We start from the raw sequence: 17,105 nt of genomic DNA, 5'->3' as shown, positions 1-17,105 counted from the left end.
AAATTCTTCCAACGACAGATATTGACATGACGGTAGTGATTGACGGGAACAAGTACAAATTGATTCCACACACAGTACCCACGCACGGCATGTCTCCTCGACGAAGGAGAAATCGGAGATTCATCGAACTCCAAAACAAAATATAAACTCGGTGAGATAGGTCGCATCCGTTACTCAACGCCCGTTATTCAAATCTTTCGATTAGCGAACAAATGTCTACTCAGAAAATCCAAACCGTTAACAGTTAACCGTTCACTGTTAACCATTTGACCCCTAGCATGTCCTCGACACAGAAGATACCCAACAAAAAAAGCTTAATCGGTTGATTAAGCTTTTACATTTTCACTTTGAATACTATTTATTTTGAATACTATTTATTTTGAATCAGCTTTTCCAAGCGGTTCATCATGTCGTCTTTTTCTTTCAGCATACGCTCATACAACGCAATCTTTTCTTCGTGAAGCTGAACAATTTTATCTACTGGGTTAATTGTAGCATTATTAATATATAGAGCGTGCATTACTGCATTATCATTATTAGTAACTGTGTTGTTAATAATATTAATCGCTTGTTGCTCATCAAAATTCTCAATTGCTTCAACGGGTATTTTCAGCACTTTTGAAATCTGTTGTAAGAGGGAATGATCAATTACTTCTTTCTGTTCCAGTAAAGAGATCTTCTTTTGATTCCAATCTTCTCCTAAATCAAAGGCAAGAACTTCTTGCTTGATTCCAAGCATTTCTCTAAAACGCTTTACATTTCTTCCTTGGTGTACTGCATGTTCCATACTTAATCGCTGAATTAAAAGGCTCAAAGATAAAGCCAATGATTTAAAAAGACTGAATGGTAAAGTTAGAAAATTATCTGGTAAAATATCCTACAACATGAATATTATAACGGATAAGCTCATCTTTTGCTTTTTTGTTTTTTGTTTGTTGTTGGTTGATTGTTGTTGAGATTTTCTGAGTAGACATTTGTTCGCTAATCGAAAGATTTGAATAACGGGATCTATAAGACGATGGCTATTCGTTTTTAACCATATTGTATCGTATTCAAAACTAAAAGCTTTGCGACCTTTAGCTTGATGGGCAACTAATACCCCTAATAAGATAGGATGAAGTAATCCTACCCAATCTGCGTAAACATATATAGCTGTTTTTTGTGTGGCCATTTTATAATAAATCTAAATCTTGTAATTTTCTACCAAACACATCATCTGATGCAAGCTTTAAAAAATCATCTTGTAAGCCTAACACACGCAGTACATTGAAATAAGCCCCCATAGCCACGCTAGCTTCGCCTTTTTCTATTAAATACAAGGTAGAACGAGCAATACCCGCACGTTCAGCTACTTGAACTGCAGTTAACTTTCTACGTTTACGAGCAAGCTTTATGTTTTCACCCATTTGCTCTAGTAACGTTTTAAATTTTGGTAAGACGATTGTACTCTTCATGTGAAATGATTGATATTTCATACAAATATAGCTTAAGTGTATGAAATATCAATCATTTTTGGTTTTTAAAAGAGTGAGAGAGTGAGAGGGTGAGAGGATGAGAGGATGAGATTTTCTGAATAGCCAAATTGTTCTTTAATGGAAAGAGTTACACAAAAAAACGTAGAAGTATAACAAGTGTGAGTACTGTTCACCTCATAAGTTTTATGAAATTTGAATGAGTAGTGTACTACAGTCCTAATTGATTACAAACTATAATTCGAAGATTAACTAAAAAAAAAGGGGCGTTCACTAAATTATACTTGAAAAACTGTGGATTAAAGCAGTTTTTTGCTTGCAAATATAATAGTAGATGAAAAGGATATTTATTTTTCTTGTATTACTAGTAGGAGCTTGTACGGTGTATAGTTGTAAAAAAGGAGGAAAAGTAGTTGAAAAAGTTTCTTCTTCCAAAGGTGGGAAGAAGGTAATTGAAAATTTAAGCGGTCAGTCTACGGACTTGACTAAAAAATATTCTTTTTCGAAGCCAGCAAAGCAAGCGTTAACTTATTTATCTCCAGGTCAATTAACAGAATTAACCACAGATTTAGATCGATTGAAAGGCAAGGCATTTGAAAAATATATAGTAACAAGTCCTGAGGGAATAAAAGCGTATAACGCATTATATGCTTCCCAAAATTTGAGAGTTAGAGTTCCTAGCTTAAAAGCTTATGAAAAGCAAATTGCCAAAAATCCGAAACAAATACCGACGCTTCGAGTTGGGGATTTGGAGCATCGAACTCGAGATGTTTTCGACAAGCGATTAGCTGAAGTAAATGAAAAATTCAAATCATGGGAAGTTCCTTTCTCTAAACGAATTATTGATTTGGAGAAATTTAAGGTAGAAGGGCTCTTTCCTAATTTCTTTAATCATACACTTGCTAAAATTGATCTTCCTTCTAAGTACTATCAACAATCCAATAAGAATCAGTTTGCCTATGCAACATACCAACTGAAAGAACAGTATAAAAGAGATCCCAAAGTAATAGAAACAAAGTTGATTCAACTTAATAAAGGGAAAAGTTATAGCTATACTGCGGATGGAGTTACAAAGGAACTCAAAGATAAGGAGCTGTTAGCTAAACAAATAGAAGATCTTAAAAGTCCGCATGGAGATAAAATATTTGGTTTCACTTGGCATCATCATGAAGACGTAGGTAAGTTAGAATTGGTGTCGCAGCAGGTACATAATGCAGTGAGTCATACAGGGGGTAATCTTATTTGGGGAGGTCTTCGATAGATTAATTAATAGATATAGAACAATGAAAAGAATTCATTTCGTACTGATCAGTATGTTCGTTTTTTTTATTTCTTGTGGAGATAAGGACGCGGAGGCGACGTCAAGCGAATCAATTGATGTAAACGAAAATAGGGAGTTAAAAACGTATTATGAATCATTAATTAAACTCGATCCATATTATTCGAATATCAATATTTGGTTTCAGGAGATTGGAACCCGATTATTGAATGTAGAGAAAGGGGAGTTATATACGATTTTTGAAAGAAAGATTATCGAAGACAAAAACATTGCAAAAAGAGAGGCTTTAGTCCATTTACAATATTTATTGATTACCAAAGAAGCATATTATATATTAGTTTTTAAACAAGTGGGGCAGGATGTTGAGCTTACTGATATTCTGCGAATTAATCGAGGAGGTTTTTTTAGTAGTGATCAAATGGAAAAGGTTTTTTATGAGAATAATCTCATAGCTAATGTTGAAAGTTTAGGTAAAGTTAAAACTAAATTTTATGTAGAAAACAAAATACAATATTTCGTTTATACAAGTGAAAATTTAGACGAAACAGAGATAATTACTGTATTAGATTTAGGAAAAGAAAGAAAATTTTAATATGAGAAAAATAATAATTGCCTTAGCTTTTTTTTCTTTGATAGGATGTAAAAAAGAGAATTCCGCAGAAAATGAAAGGATTATAAATGAGATTTTAAATCATCAATCTTCAGAAGTTCAGGTAGACGAGAGTTATTCGCTTGATAATTATGAAAATAATTTTGATTTATTAATCAAAAAATATGATTCAAAAATGCGTGTTGTTTTAGCGAAGCAAATTGACAACCAATTGACAATGTACAATAGTTTATTGGTAGATTTATCCAAAGTTAAAAAAACATCAATCTCGGATGAAGAGTTCAAGTCTAATGTAGAAAAATTACAACAACAAGTTTTAAAGGATTTAGTTGAGAGTGAAATTGTTGTTAATGTGGATTATTTTGAGTTTTTGAACGAATTACATGAATTGACACAGCAGTATAAAAAACTTAATCCAGGTGCAAAGTTAAAGCGATATGATGCATTAGATCGAATCGAATTAAGTGAAGGAGTTAGACAAAAAATAGAAGAACTGGCTCAGGATGAAAAATTAAAAGCGGATACGAATGTAGGAGAAAAAGTTTTGGAGGGATTGAGCTTTTTAGCTTATGTACCCAAAATACCTGTCCTAGTAGTTGGTTCTGCTGCAGATTTAGCTTTGCAGTTTAGAGAAGAATTACATATAGCGAAGAAGAAAGAAGCGTCGGGATATCATGCACAGATAGATAAAGAAGAGTTGATTGATCGAATTAAACAAAATTTGCCAACAGATATTTATGATGTAAAGTCTAATTCTTTCTCGACTAAGGCTTCAACTAAAGATCGTAATAAAGCAATTGCAACTACTTTAAATCAAATTAATCGCGCTAATTTAGATTTAGAGCGAGATTTTAAACTTTACCACAATATTCGCAATAATCCAAAAGGAAGAATAGGAGATTATAGTGATGGAATATGGACTGTACATTATCAAAATATGCTTAAAATTAAAAATGAAAATTTAAAAGCATTGAGTGCTAAATAATACAATAAATGAGAAAAAGGATGTTCAAATGAGCATCCTTTTTTTTGTTTGGTTGTGGGTGAACAGTTATCATTGATTGGTAGATTTTCTGAATAGCCAAATTGTTCTTTAACCGAAAGAATTGCGCAAAAAAGCGAAAGCAAATCTAACTTATCGGTGGGGACTTCTAACGATTGAGAATTTCTACACCAAACACCAAACAATCATCAACCATCAAAAAAATAAACGGCACTTTGTTCATCGTAGTAGAAAGAGGGTGAGTTCTCTGGGTGAATTGTATTAATGGCAATTGGTCTAGGTTATTACCCATAGCGCTCGTAGGGGCTAAGCGAATTATAATCAGCCGTATGGCTAGGTGTAGCTATTTTATAACAAAAATATAAAAAATACCTTTGTTGTGATAGTTTTAACAAATAAAGGAGTGTACACAGGAACAATAAAAATAGGAGGTGTTTTCGGGGTGGTTTTCTTGTTATGTACTCAAAGTCTAAAAACACAAACGCATGGGGACTCTGTTAGTGCCACATAAAAATGGAACGTAGGGTATGATTATAGACTCAAGCTAGTCGGTTATTGTATCAACCATCATTAGTTGTACGGGAAACACAACTACCTATACGGCTAAGGATGATAAAATTACTTCGTATAAATCTAAAATTAAACTTTAAACTCACTATCTCATGAAACCGTATTACGTCTTATTAGCACTGTTTTGTGGTTCTGTTTTACATGCACAGGATATTCCACAAACAAAAACTGAAACCGATAGCATGGCTCATCCCGTAAAGGGAAATCTGATAAAATTCAACCCCGTTCCATTGGCATGGGGAACAGGTTCTCTAACCTATGAACGCAAAGTAAAAGGCAGATTGGTTGCTGGCGCAACCGTAAATTATCGTCCGCAAAGTGGAGCGCCGTTTAAAAGCACCCTGCAAAAAGTGTTTGAGCGTGACGACAGTGAAGGTGATGCTACTTTTGAAATTGAGAAACTAAAGTATTCAAACTTTTCCTTTGCGCCGGAAATCAAATTGTATTTGGGCAAAAAAGGAGCTTTTCAAGGATTTTATATCGCCGCTTTTGCCAAGATTGAAACCACTAAAATAAAGTATGAGTACCAGTTTGAGGAATTGATACTGTTAGGGGAGGATCCGAATCTTCCGTTGACTGGTAATATCAAGGCTTTTTCGGGTGGAATTTACTTTGGCGTTCAATGGCATTTGGGCAAAAATATTTATCTGGACTGGCAGATTATAGGTGGAAATTATGGCTCGGCAAATATCGATATCAAGGCCAATAAAAACTTATCGGCAGAAGAGCAGGCAGAGCTACAGGGGTTTGCAGAAGATTTGAAAGACAGCTTTGACAAGATTGATTATGAAATCAATGACAAGGGGATTAGGCTCAAAGGAAAAATGCCTTGGGCAGGTTTGCGTACTGGATTGAGTGTAGCCTATCGATTTTAAGGAGGCGTCTTAGCACAGCTAAACATAAGAGAAACAACCAAGTAGAAAATCTCATCAGGTATATGCTATTCATCAGGAATGACAATAGTTAAGCCTTTAAAAAAAAAATAGGGATTAATCCGTTTTTTAGGATGGATAATTACGGCTTGTAGCAGTAGTGATGATAGCACAAGGCTTGTATTACACAAGAAGACATCAGCAGGTTTTAAAGTAAAACAGAGGCTTTTTCTTCCAATCTCACATCACCCTCTCCTTGCGATACTGCAGCTTGTAATACACATCCAATTTCGAATTAGGTATGGTAGATGGGATCTATGGAATCAATTAAAACTAAAACAAACGGCGAAGCCGAAAACCGGACAGAGTAGGCAAAGTTAAATTTAGCGTAGTATGAAAACAGTTAAAATTTTAAAAAACATGGGGTTAGTTCTTTTTTTAGGACTACTAATTACGGCTTGTAGCAGTGATGATAACAAGGGCAGTGGTGAAAATGCGGAACATTTTAAAAATGTGCCTAAAGGAGAAATTGTACCAACAGCAAAACGCTTTGTTACCTTAACTGGATACGAAGAAAACACCGGAAGGGGAACCGCTGTAGCGACACTGAATACGAACACTCAAAAGTGGTGGAAGTACACGGATGGAAAAATAATATACCATTGCGACGGAATAGATGAGGTTGATGATGCGGGTGAATCAGGTGATTATTTTGCCTTTTCGCCAGATGGAATACTTTATTACAAATATGGAGCAAACGGAACTCCTGAAGGTGATAGCAATTGGAGATGGACGGATAGCTCAAAATCAAAAATTATAGTGAGTGCCGAGGGAGAGGACAGCATGGTGTATGAATTTACTGCGCTCAATCCCAATCTTGTGGTTTACGCAACGTATCTAACGGAAGGAAATTGTAGTTTATTGGCCTGGGTACGCCTAGGAAGCAATTAATATTCGGTATTGGAACGAAGCAATAGAAAGAAGAACATAGAGGAAGTCAAATTAAAATGGAATTTATTATGAATCAAATACTGAAATTTTCAAAAACAGTGGGGCTAATTCTTCTTTTAGGATTAACAATCGTTGCATGCAGCAGCAGTGATGACAATGGGGGAGCGAGGACGTTAAATTTTTAGAAAACGTGCCTAAAGGAGAAATTGTACCAACAGCACAACGCTTTATGACCTTAACGGGCTATGACGAAAATGCAACTACAAAAGCAATGGCTACAACGGCATTCAATGCAGGTGCGCAAAAATGGTGGTCTAAGGTAAAAATTGGAGCGGTATACGGAACGGAAAAAACGGAACATCAAGCCGATTATTTGTTTTGGGCATTTTATCCCAATGGGAAAATATATTTTAAATACCTACCCGGAGATACACCCATAGAATATGCTGATTGGAGATGGACAGATAGTTCGAAATCCAAAGTTACACTTAGCTTTTCTACCCATGATGAAGAATTAGAATATAAATTCACAGAACTGAATAGCTCTGGATTTATATATGCTCATATAGTTTCTAAAGACGGATTCACTTCAGTTTTATGGGAACAATACAAAGCAGGCAAGTAAAATAGAAGCATAACTAATGCAAAAGGCGAAGCCAAAAACCGAATAGTGTAGGTACAATTAAAATGATAAGAAAATGAAAATACGTAAACTAGTAAAGAGCATGGGATTAATTCTTTTTTTGGGATTAACAATAACAGCTTGTAGCAGCAGTGATGATAATAAAGACGACGATCCTGATAAAATCGGGTTTTTCAATCCGAAAGGAGATTGGAAATTAACGTTAGAATACGAAAACAAGACGAGAGTCTATACTTTTAGCACAAATGAAGAGGGTATTTCTACTGATGCTTATGGTCCATTTACCAAAACGACAGTATCGCATAGTAATAAAGCACTAAAAATGAATGCGGATTGGAAATGGGAGTACAACGGAGAGGATACCATGGATATCGATCTGAGGTCCAAGTTTACCATTTTATATTTTGATGCTGATAATCCAGAAGCCAATACGTTTAAAACCAAAGTTCATTATAATTATGTGAATGGTAACAGCTCAACTTGCTACATTACTTTAGAAAGAACGTCAAAATCAGATAACCCTAATCCTAACCCCAATCCTAAAAAATCCATTGAGGGAATTTGGGAACACAGCAATTCAAAATATCAACTAAAGATAGAAGCAAGCAAAGCGATTATCTATAATTTGGATCATGCGCCTGTTTATTTTCCCAAAAAATTAGTAGGGGATACCTTTTATGATAGAATTACAAAAACAGGAGAAAAAACATGGAGTGCAGATGCGTATCAGTGGAGATTTACCGATGATGATTACGAAAATGGAAGATGGGTAAACGAAGGAAATGTAACACTGGAATTAAGCACAGATGGGAATCAGCTTTATCAAGGAACAAGAATGTTTAAACGAATTAAATAAGAATTTGTAAATTTTAAATTATGAAAAAAGTAGTTTTAGTAGGTGCCGCTCTTTTTGCTTGTGTTTTAGGAGCAAAAGCTCAGGAGATTAAATGGGGAGCAAAAGCCGGAATTGATTTTGCAACTGTAAAAGTTAAAATGAATGGAGGCTTTTTTGGCGAAACAGTCGAAGCTTCTGAATCTGAAACCGGTTTTTTTGTAGGTGGTTTTGCCGAAATCGGATTTTCTGAGAAATGGTCTGTACAGCCCGAAGTGCTTTACGTAGCTATAAAAGATGCCAGTATGCTGAGCGTACCCGTTTTAGCTAAATACAAGGTAGCTGAAAAGTTTAATTTGTTAGCCGGACCAAGTTTAAATTACAATTTAGACTGGGAAGACGAAAAGTTTAAAGTAAATCTTGACTTTGGGGCAGCCTATACTATCACAGAGAATATTGGAGTAAGTGCTAAATATTCTATGGGATTTGGGGATATCAAGCTAAATGGTGTGTTTATGGCAGTTGAATACAAATTTTAAAATGGCGCTTTAATAAAATACCCTCAAAAGGGTATTTTATTTTAGTACAGATTAACGGGTATCGGTTAACTGTTAACTGTTAACTGTTAACTGTTAACTGTTAACTGTTAACGGCTGCGATCTTCTGAATAGCCAACTTGTTCTTTAATGGAAAGAATTACACAAACCTCAACGGGGGTGAAATCGTGAAGTTGTGAAATCGTGAAGTTGTGAAATCGTGAAGTTATAGATTCTCTACAAAGAGCAACCCTCACAAAGAGCAACCCTCAAAATAAATCACCATATTATGAAAAAACTACATCTTATTTACGCTGCCTTTATCCTAGGTAGTGCAATTTTTTGGAGCGGATGTTCCAAAAATGACAACGACAACCCTGATTCCGATCCTAAACAGGAAATTACAATGCCCAAAGAAGCTTTTCAGCTTCAAATTGTAGAAGCGCAATTTTCACAACCGCTTTTGCAGGAAGAATACGATGCCGATTTGGGTGGAGTTCCGCTTAAGCTGGTTCGTGCAGAAGACAATACCTTAGTGTTTTACGTTCCGGGAACAACTGCCCTAGGAACAACGACGTTACATATTCCAAATCTGGATGTCAATACCAAATTTGAGGTAAAAGAAAGCTTGCTAAATGGCAGTGAAGATGTGGTTTTAAAACCTTTGTTTGAAGATCTTAGCCTTATCAAAAGCGCAATAACCGATGAGGAATATTCCGCTTATTTAGCCAATACCCTAACGGCATTTGAGGAGTATTACAAATCCCTTTCTAACGACGACAAAAACCAAATGGCGTTGTTTTATCAAGTAAACGAAAGCTGGTTTAACGAGATTTTAAATGTCAATCAACCTCAGGGTTTTACTACATTGGGTGTCGCTTCTACATTGGTTAAAACAAAAAAACTTTTGGCTTCTGTAATAATTTTTGCCGGAAGTGGGTACATTTTAGCGCTGCCAGGCACTGGGATAGAGAAATCTCTAGTAACTGTTGCTGGGGTAACCGCCGGTGTATTAGCTTGGAAATATGCCACTGAACTCGTGAATGAAATCAATATTGTAGATCGTGTAGTCAATCAAATTCAAGGCAATCAAATAACCAAAACTACGTTTGAAACACAGGGAATTAGCTTTACACATAACAAAGCTCAAAATGTACATTTGTACACCGGAAACAGAAGTGTAACTGCTTCTGATCAGTCGAATACCGCTGAAGGAACGGGAATCTTTTTTGACGCTTACGGACGTTTGACAAAGGCAACCGAAAAAATAAACAACCTTATTCAATTTGTAAACGACCATGTATTCTTTGCTAATATTTCGAAAATACCCGTTCACGAAATACCTGATTCTGCCGAAATACAAAGCACTGCTTTAACCACCGAAGACTACAAAAACCTACAGTTTACTGTATCTGATGCCAATGTACAACTGTCTGACCTAGCATTTGAAAACGGAGCAATACGCATGAAAATGACTGTTAAAAATCCGGATACCGCAACGGGAAACAGTCTGAAAACTACTTTAAATTACACGTATCAAAACGAGTTTAGCAATACTACGGGAAATATGCCGATAGAAATAAAGCTAAACAAAGAGGGAACGTTTGACCTTGTTGGAAATTGGAAGTTAACCATACGCATTAATAATAATCCTCCAAAAATATACAATATGGAAATGGATGAAAGCGGCATCTGGGTTATAGATCAGGTACAAAACCCCTCTGCAGACTACCAAATCGAGATGAGATATAACGAAGGAGTGATATACCTCTCTTTTGATGGCGGAGAACCTTACGAACTAGAAGTAAACGATGTAAATGATACTGTTTTTGAAACTCAAGGAGAAGATAATGACCGAGGACAGATTTTTTATTATTACGTAAAATTAGAACGTTTGTAACTTGATGGAGAGAGGAGAGAGGAGTGAATTCTTCTGAGTATTGAGAATTAGTGGCACTGTCTCTTAAAGTGTGTAAGTTCAAAAATAAAGCTTGGGTTAGGTTTTTCTTGTAAAACCTAACCCTTTTGTGATATAGGATTAGAAATTGATCAATCATATTTCTTGAAATTTTACGTCTTGAAGCGATTGTGCTAATTTCTATTTGATTCCTCTTTTTATAGGTTATGCCTTAGTTTTTTAAAAACGTTTCAATCGATACATAGTTGCTATCTGCTTTGAATTCTTCTGGAATAGTCTGAAGTAGCAATTGTAATTTTTCTTTTGAAATTTTGTCTTTAATGTAGTTCAATGTTGATACTGCGCTAGCACATGTTGGATATCGTTCTATTAAAATTACATTTTTATCTACAAAGTAAAGTTTACCAATGCTGTCTATTCCTTCAAGTAATTTTTCAGCTGGTAGTTTATCTGAATTATCTTTGGTATATTGTTCAAAGGTGCGTTTCCACTCGTTTCCAAATTTTTTAGCATCAGAGTCAAATAACCGGCAATTAGACTGGTTACATGATGTAAGTGCTGCAAAAACAATAAGTATTAGATGGTGTTTTTTCACTTTGTGAGTTTTAGGTTGTACATGCTATTTGAGTGCTAGGCGATAGTGACTAAGAATGGAAACGGATGTCTTCGATTCAGGGGACATGAAGTTGATTCATCATGCCATTTCACCACTTTATTTTACTTTGATTACAGGAGATATTTTGAAATTCTCATTGTTTGGTTCGTTATACGCATCTTCCTTTTTTTCTAAATAAATAATATTAGCGGATTCACTTTGAGATACAACATTTTTTACCTTCATATCCAAGATAAAAAATTGCTCAATTTTTGTTTTTTTATTTATTGTGATTGTTCGTAAGTCATCGCATTCAAATAATTGAAGACTTTTTAGGTTCACAAGAGGTTCTATATTGAGTTTTTTTATTGGATTTCCTTGAATATACAACGAAGTTAAATAGGGAAATGGGGTTGTAAATCTCAGTTCTTTTAATTCATTTCTAAAGGCATAGAGTCCCTTTAAATTGGGCATATGCTCAAGTGTTAATCGAGGTCCTAGTTGATTGTCGCCAATGAAAATTTCCTCTATAACACTATTGCCATTTAAAACACTCATATCCGAAATGCGATTGGTATTGGCATATAGTATTCGCAGTTTTTTAAAGTGCTTTAGATCATCAAGGGATTCAATATTTTTATTCGAGATTTTTAATTCTTCTATAGATTCAATTTCACTTCTTTCAATTTGTCCGTTATGGTTAGTATCGAAGCCCAATTCAAGCAGCGCGTTTTTAAAATTAGGGTCTTTAAAATCAATGCTTTGTGCGTAAGTCGTTGATAAGGCAAGGAATAGAGCAAGTGCGCTTATTTTTTTCATAGGGTGTAAGGTGATTAATATAGGAGGTTAAATATAAGAGGAATTTGATGATGAACAAAAAAGGATGAATGAATAAGTGTTGATTGTTGTTGGTTATTGGTTGTTGAGGGGGTGAGATGATGAGGTGGTGAGAGGGTTGACTGTTGATGAACGATCGCTGCTCAACAAAATTAAAAATTATACCCTTGTACAAGTAGAATACAACTGATTGGCTAATGCTGCAATATCCTCTTTTCTTTTGAGGGGTTCAATCCAATGGGAAGGAATGCTGTCATACCCATATAAAAATCCCGCTAAAGCCCCGGTGATAGCGGCATTAGTATCCGTATCTTTACCTAGTGAAATTGCTTTTAAAATAGCCTCTTCATAACTTGTTGTCGTAAGCAAGGTATGCAAAGCAATTTCTAAACTTCCCACCACAAAACCTTGACTATTGAAAACAGTAGGAGAAAGGGATAAAAAATCCTCAGAAAAAAGACGTTCGAATGCAGGGTTTTGGGCGTACTTAGTTCCTAATTCTTCCTTCATTTTTACAAAAGCCAAAGCTACATCTTTCGCATAGTACAACTGTTTTGCATACATCAGGTAGATAAAACAACTATCTACGGATATGGGATGCGCGTGGGTTAAACTGCTAAAATCGCGTATATAGGGATAAGGATCTGTAATCGTTTGATCATATAAAAGAGGGAGGAGTAGAGGTGCTATGCGCATTAAGGAACCATTGCCATTGTCGCGCTCCGTGTTGAGTCCAGCCGTTCTCCAATTGTAATCCCTTGCAAAGTTTTCAATAGCCAATAAGGTCGTTCTCCCCACGTCAAAAGTATGTCCGTCTGTAGTCCAATACCCCTTTCTCAACCACTGTTTAAAGCGATCCATCAGATCGTTTAAGTCTGTTTCACCAGCTGCTAGATATTCAGCCGTACAAAAAGTTAGCGAAGAATCATCGCTAAAAGTGCCAACGGGTTTGTTCCAAGAACCAAAAGGAGAAAAGCGGTTGAATATATCCTGGTAATTTGATTGTACAGAAGCTAGATTAATTTCTGCAGGACTTTTAAATTCAACCGGTACTCCCAGTGCATCCGCTACGGCGAGACCAAATAAAAGATCTTTTGCGAGGTTTGACATGATTTAATTTTTGATTGGATTCTTTTCAAAAATAGAGAATTTAATCGGCAACCCAAACGGAAAAAGACATATGAAATTTTTCACGGTAACCCTGCTTGTGTGGTTCCATTAAAAGAGTGGTTGCCTGATGAGATCCTGTTACTGGCTCTGCTCACTGTTTCCTTATTCTATTTTGGTCGTTTAAATGGGGTAAAGAGCCCTTTTTTATGCGTCAAATATCAGAGAGAAGAGCTTTATTGTCAAAATAAAGGAGAAAGAGTAATTGTGGCTGGTAAAGCGAGAACCTTCGCTAAGGCACAAATCTAGATCGATTAAGCCTTTGGATTTCATCCTCCAACACGAATATGTATTGGAGGATGTATCTAAAATTGTCAGGTTTGTAGCTGTTTATAGCTTGTAGTGAAAATGCTTTTTTATTACTTGATCGTCAAGGGGGAAAGTTCCCAATTTTGAACGATAAAAACACGGGTATCGCGCTCTTTGAAGGTGTTGTTTTTCAGCGAATCTTCGTTAATAAGTATATGGGTTAACTTAGGATTGTCCTTCCATTTTTTTAAGGTATTTCTCAGTTTCGTTTTTAAAAATGAGGGAGCTACATTAAACGCTTCTCCTTCATAGTCTTCGCCCTGAAGTGAAATGGTGAAATCACCATGTCCTTTGTGATCTGTTATACCTAAACGCAAAGTAAATGTCGCTTTTTTGTATTGACTTACTAGGCAAAGTATTGGAACTGATACGATTTTAAACTTTAAGTGAACAAGAGGGAAAACGAAATACTATATTTTTGAAAACTTTAAGATAGTAATACGTTGAAATAATGTACTTCTAAGTGATATAAGTTGAATTCTAAATTTTTCAAGGTACTTATATTTGATTTTAACTTTGCTTAATTCATTGCGATTTAAATTATAGCCTATGATAAGAAAAGTATTGTCTATTGTACTAGTAGGTACAACGATTAGTTTAATTGGATGTAAATCTAACGGTAGTGAATCAGCAGATTTGATCTATTACAATGGTGATATTATTACCATGAGTGAAGACACGCCAAACTATGTAGAGGCGGTTGCTGTAAAAGACGGAAAAATTCTATCTGTAGGAACAGTAGAAGAGGTCAACAAATACAAAAGTAAGGAGACCAAGTTGGGCGTCAGTTGGTCAAACTGTTTATTCTATTTCCGGACTGATGCCGATAAACGATATAATTTACTGTGTTTAGTATATATTTTTTACCTTTGGGTAAAACGAATTTCTTATGAACTTACACCTGTTATATCGAATAAGCTTTTTTGCGATGCTATCATTCTTGTTTGTGTCTTGTAAGACCAACCCAATACCAGAAAAGGCAAAAGCAGTTGAAAATTTTGATGTTAATCGTTATTTGGGAACTTGGTATGAAATTGCGCGGTTTGATTTTTATTTTGAAAAAGATTTAAATAATACCACCGCTCAATACAGCTTGGATGAAAAGGGAAATCTCAAAGTTTTAAATCGAGGTTTTCACGTTAAGGATAAAGAATGGAAACAAGCTGAAGGCATAGCTAAGTTTAGGGGAGAGCCAAACGTAGGAGCATTAAAAGTTAGCTTTTTTGGTCCTTTTTATTCCGGTTATAATGTAATTGCATTAGATTCAGCGTATCAGTATGCCTTAGTAGCAGGAAAGAATTTAGATTATGTATGGATCTTGTCCAGAGAAAAAAGCATACCGGAAGATATTAAACAACAGTACTTGACCCTAGCGAAAGAGATTGGGTATGATGTATCTCGTTTCATTTGGGTTGAACATGACCAGAACGATAGTTCATCGGTCAAGCAGGAAGAGCAAGCGAAATAGTGATAATTAAAACAGGAAATACCCAAGCAATGCACCTGTTAAAACAATAAAAGCACTATTAACTTTTTTAAATGTAAAAACGAGGATACCACTAAGTAAAGCGACAACAAGTGATTGCCAATCTGTTATTACTTCTTTTGTCATTGTTAAACATACAGCTATAATTAGTGCAACTGAGGCAATGTTTACAGCATCAAAAAAAATAGATAACCCTTTAGAGTTGCGTAGTTTTTTCATCAGAGGATTTAGTAGGGCTACTAGAATAAAGGACGGTAAAAAAATTGCTAGGGTTGATAGGATAGCTCCTGTTACGTCATTAATTTGGAAACCAATAAAAGTGACGGAAGAAAAAACGGGGCCTGGTGTGAATTGTCCTACAGCAATAGCATCTATGAGTTGTTCTTTAGATAGTAAGCCTGTTTGTACTAGTTCTGTGTCTAAAAAAGCAAATAGCACATAACCACTTCCATAAAGTATAGCGCCTATTTTAAGAAAAATCCAAAATAGCTGCATATTGGTGGTATTGTAAAAAACATTTTGAATGATAAGTAACCAAGGTAAGGGAAGAAAACTTTGTAAGGTATTTCGTGTAGTATTGATATAAAACACGGCATAAGCTAAAATTCCAGCCCCAAACATCAAAATGATTTCACTAATGCCCATTAAAGAAGCAAGTAAGACTATAAGACCTAAACAGGCTAAGAATGAGGATTTAATAGATTTTTTTGCTAACGGAAAAACAGCTCCCAGAATAATAGCGATAATTGCAGGTTGGACTCCATAGATAAAGGGTTGAACTTGGGGTAGTTTTCCATAACTTTTATAAAAATAGGCCACTAAACCTGTAAGTATAACAGCAGGAAGAATAAAGCATAGTCCTGCGATTATAAGTCCTTTCCAACCCGCTTTATCATAACCAATGTGAATAGCCATTTCTGTACTGTTAGGACCAGGGATTAAATTCGTAGCTCCAAGGAGATCTAAGAAGTGTTGGTCATCCATCCATTCTCTTTTTACAACTATTTCTTCTCTCATCATTGCAATATGAGCTGCTGGCCCTCCAAAACCAATACTCCCTAGTTTAGTGAAAACTTTCGCTATTTCTTTGAGACTTACTTCACCTTGTTTGGTATTCATATCTTAAAACTTTTTAATGATACAAATGTGATATAATTAGAAGCTAAAATTGGGTGAATTTGAAAAAAGAGTGGCACTTTACATTTCTCGAAATGATTTAGGAGTAATACCCACGTAGCGCTTGAAGTATTTTGTGAAGTAAGAAGAATCATTAAAGTTTAGGTTGAAAGCAATTTCACTAATACTATTTTCAGTGTATAGCAGTTGTCTTTTTGCTTCACCAATAATATGTTCTGCCAATATTTCAGATGTGGGTTGTTGGAGTGTTTTACGACAGATAGCATTTAGATTTTGTGGTGACATTTTAAGTTTTTTAGCATAATAGGCAACACTGTTGTGTAAATTATTTGTTTGCTTTAAAAGATCTTGAAACAAGGTAATCGTATCGCTTTGACTGATGGAAGTAGAAAAAGAAGTAGCTGTTGCTATAATCTTAGCCAATAATGCTTTTAGAATACCTTCTGTTACAGTGAAATCTTTCTCTGATACAAGTAGTTGAAATAATGCATCGATATTTTGAGTTTCATTTATTTTTATGCAAGTAAAAGGATTTAATTGGAAAATGAGATCTCTTAATTTATAATCTAAGGAGGCTTGTAAGAATTCTTTTTTTAATAGAACTACAAAGCCTTTAGGTTCACTTGTAATATCCCAAAAATGTACTTGTTCCTTTCGTATAAAAAATAGTGTAGGAGGGGTTATCGAAAATACAGTTTGATCAATTGTATGGAAGCCTGTTCCCTTGCTTAAATAAATAATTTCGAAGTAATTATTGTGTTTGTGAGGAATTGTTTTACGAATTTCTTGCCTAAAAGGAGAAACTTTTATTAGCGCCGTTTTTTCAATTTTATTTTTTAAGGAAATGATTTTTTTCAATTAGTTATGTTTTTGAAATTAGAGTTTTTA

Annotated in this window: 20 protein-coding genes; 11 read left to right on the top strand and 9 right to left on the bottom strand. The window is 35.1% G+C overall.

Translation table 11 applies throughout. The features are described from left to right. Positions 1–370: 370 nt before the first annotated feature. From FBR08_RS16580 to FBR08_RS16570, 3 genes are all read right to left on the bottom strand, one after another. On the bottom strand, positions 371–787 hold the full coding sequence (locus FBR08_RS16580) for a helix-turn-helix domain-containing protein (RefSeq protein ID WP_158960328.1): 417 nt from the start codon (positions 785–787) through the stop codon (positions 371–373). 90 nt (positions 788–877) lie between these two features. After that, positions 878–1,171: a hypothetical protein gene (locus FBR08_RS16795; RefSeq protein ID WP_199268612.1), complete on the bottom strand. Its 294-nt coding sequence runs from the start codon at positions 1,169–1,171 to the stop codon at positions 878–880. 1 nt (position 1,172) lies between these two features. Next, positions 1,173–1,475 (bottom strand): helix-turn-helix domain-containing protein, encoded by a 303-nt coding sequence (locus FBR08_RS16570; RefSeq protein ID WP_233266151.1) that lies wholly within the window; start codon positions 1,473–1,475, stop codon positions 1,173–1,175. A 331-nt stretch (positions 1,476–1,806) separates the two neighbouring features. On the opposite strand from FBR08_RS16570, the gene FBR08_RS16565 reads away from it, so the two are divergent. From FBR08_RS16565 to FBR08_RS16525, 9 genes are all read left to right on the top strand, one after another. Then, a complete protein-coding gene (locus FBR08_RS16565) occupies positions 1,807–2,733 on the top strand; it encodes an HNH endonuclease (protein WP_158960325.1) in 927 nt (308 codons plus the stop codon). Between the two features lie 22 nt (positions 2,734–2,755). Beyond that, positions 2,756–3,343: a hypothetical protein gene (locus tag FBR08_RS16560; RefSeq protein WP_158960322.1), complete on the top strand. Its 588-nt coding sequence runs from the start codon at positions 2,756–2,758 to the stop codon at positions 3,341–3,343. Position 3,344: 1 nt separating this feature from the next. Continuing rightward, positions 3,345–4,346 carry a hypothetical protein gene (locus FBR08_RS16555; protein WP_158960320.1) on the top strand — a complete coding sequence of 334 codons (1,002 nt, stop codon included), beginning with the start codon at positions 3,345–3,347 and terminating at the stop codon, positions 4,344–4,346. Positions 4,347–5,026: 680 nt separating this feature from the next. Next, on the top strand, positions 5,027–5,809 hold the full coding sequence (locus tag FBR08_RS16550; protein ID WP_158960317.1) for a hypothetical protein: 783 nt from the start codon (positions 5,027–5,029) through the stop codon (positions 5,807–5,809). A 390-nt stretch (positions 5,810–6,199) separates the two neighbouring features. Then, complete coding sequence (locus FBR08_RS16545; RefSeq protein WP_158960314.1) at positions 6,200–6,757, top strand: hypothetical protein; 558 nt, start codon at positions 6,200–6,202, stop codon at positions 6,755–6,757. A 190-nt stretch (positions 6,758–6,947) separates the two neighbouring features. Beyond that, positions 6,948–7,382 (top strand): hypothetical protein, encoded by a 435-nt coding sequence (locus tag FBR08_RS16540; RefSeq protein WP_158964085.1) that lies wholly within the window; start codon positions 6,948–6,950, stop codon positions 7,380–7,382. Between the two features lie 73 nt (positions 7,383–7,455). Continuing rightward, positions 7,456–8,256, top strand: a complete 801-nt coding sequence (locus FBR08_RS16535; protein ID WP_158960308.1) for a hypothetical protein — start codon at positions 7,456–7,458, stop codon at positions 8,254–8,256. A gap of 20 nt (positions 8,257–8,276) precedes the next feature. Continuing rightward, complete coding sequence (locus FBR08_RS16530; RefSeq protein ID WP_158960304.1) at positions 8,277–8,771, top strand: porin family protein; 495 nt, start codon at positions 8,277–8,279, stop codon at positions 8,769–8,771. A 286-nt stretch (positions 8,772–9,057) separates the two neighbouring features. Beyond that, the gene (locus tag FBR08_RS16525) at positions 9,058–10,668 is read left to right on the top strand and encodes a hypothetical protein (RefSeq protein WP_158964083.1); all 1,611 of its coding nucleotides are present in this window, start codon (positions 9,058–9,060) and stop codon (positions 10,666–10,668) included. 229 nt (positions 10,669–10,897) lie between these two features. Here FBR08_RS16525 and FBR08_RS16520 read toward each other — a convergent pair whose 3' ends face one another. From FBR08_RS16520 to FBR08_RS16505, 4 genes are all read right to left on the bottom strand, one after another. Further along, positions 10,898–11,281: a hypothetical protein gene (locus FBR08_RS16520; protein ID WP_158960295.1), complete on the bottom strand. Its 384-nt coding sequence runs from the start codon at positions 11,279–11,281 to the stop codon at positions 10,898–10,900. Positions 11,282–11,398: 117 nt separating this feature from the next. Further along, complete coding sequence (locus FBR08_RS16515; protein ID WP_158964081.1) at positions 11,399–12,100, bottom strand: leucine-rich repeat domain-containing protein; 702 nt, start codon at positions 12,098–12,100, stop codon at positions 11,399–11,401. Positions 12,101–12,277: 177 nt separating this feature from the next. Then, on the bottom strand, positions 12,278–13,228 hold the full coding sequence (locus FBR08_RS16510) for an ADP-ribosylglycohydrolase family protein (protein ID WP_158960290.1): 951 nt from the start codon (positions 13,226–13,228) through the stop codon (positions 12,278–12,280). Positions 13,229–13,644: 416 nt separating this feature from the next. Then, positions 13,645–13,911 (bottom strand): hypothetical protein, encoded by a 267-nt coding sequence (locus tag FBR08_RS16505; protein ID WP_158964079.1) that lies wholly within the window; start codon positions 13,909–13,911, stop codon positions 13,645–13,647. Between the two features lie 232 nt (positions 13,912–14,143). On the opposite strand from FBR08_RS16505, the gene FBR08_RS16500 reads away from it, so the two are divergent. Both FBR08_RS16500 and FBR08_RS16495 read left to right on the top strand, forming a co-directional pair. Then, positions 14,144–14,551 (top strand): hypothetical protein, encoded by a 408-nt coding sequence (locus FBR08_RS16500; protein WP_158964077.1) that lies wholly within the window; start codon positions 14,144–14,146, stop codon positions 14,549–14,551. Next, positions 14,484–15,062: a lipocalin family protein gene (locus FBR08_RS16495; RefSeq protein ID WP_158964075.1), complete on the top strand. Its 579-nt coding sequence runs from the start codon at positions 14,484–14,486 to the stop codon at positions 15,060–15,062. Before FBR08_RS16500 ends, FBR08_RS16495 begins: the two co-directional genes overlap by 68 nt. Positions 15,063–15,068: 6 nt before the next feature. Here FBR08_RS16495 and chrA read toward each other — a convergent pair whose 3' ends face one another. Next, the gene (gene chrA, locus FBR08_RS16490) at positions 15,069–16,199 is read right to left on the bottom strand and encodes a chromate efflux transporter (protein ID WP_158964073.1); all 1,131 of its coding nucleotides are present in this window, start codon (positions 16,197–16,199) and stop codon (positions 15,069–15,071) included. 78 nt (positions 16,200–16,277) lie between these two features. Then, entirely contained in the window at positions 16,278–17,075 is a 798-nt protein-coding gene (locus FBR08_RS16485) for a helix-turn-helix domain-containing protein (RefSeq protein ID WP_158964071.1), read from the bottom strand. Between the last annotated feature and the right edge of the window lie 30 nt (positions 17,076–17,105).

The organism is Myroides fluvii (assembly GCF_009792295.1).
In the GTDB taxonomy this organism is placed as follows: domain Bacteria; phylum Bacteroidota; class Bacteroidia; order Flavobacteriales; family Flavobacteriaceae; genus Flavobacterium; species Flavobacterium fluvii_A.
The sequence above is the reverse complement of the archived record's forward strand: the minus strand, read 5'-3'. Positions and strand labels throughout refer to the sequence as shown.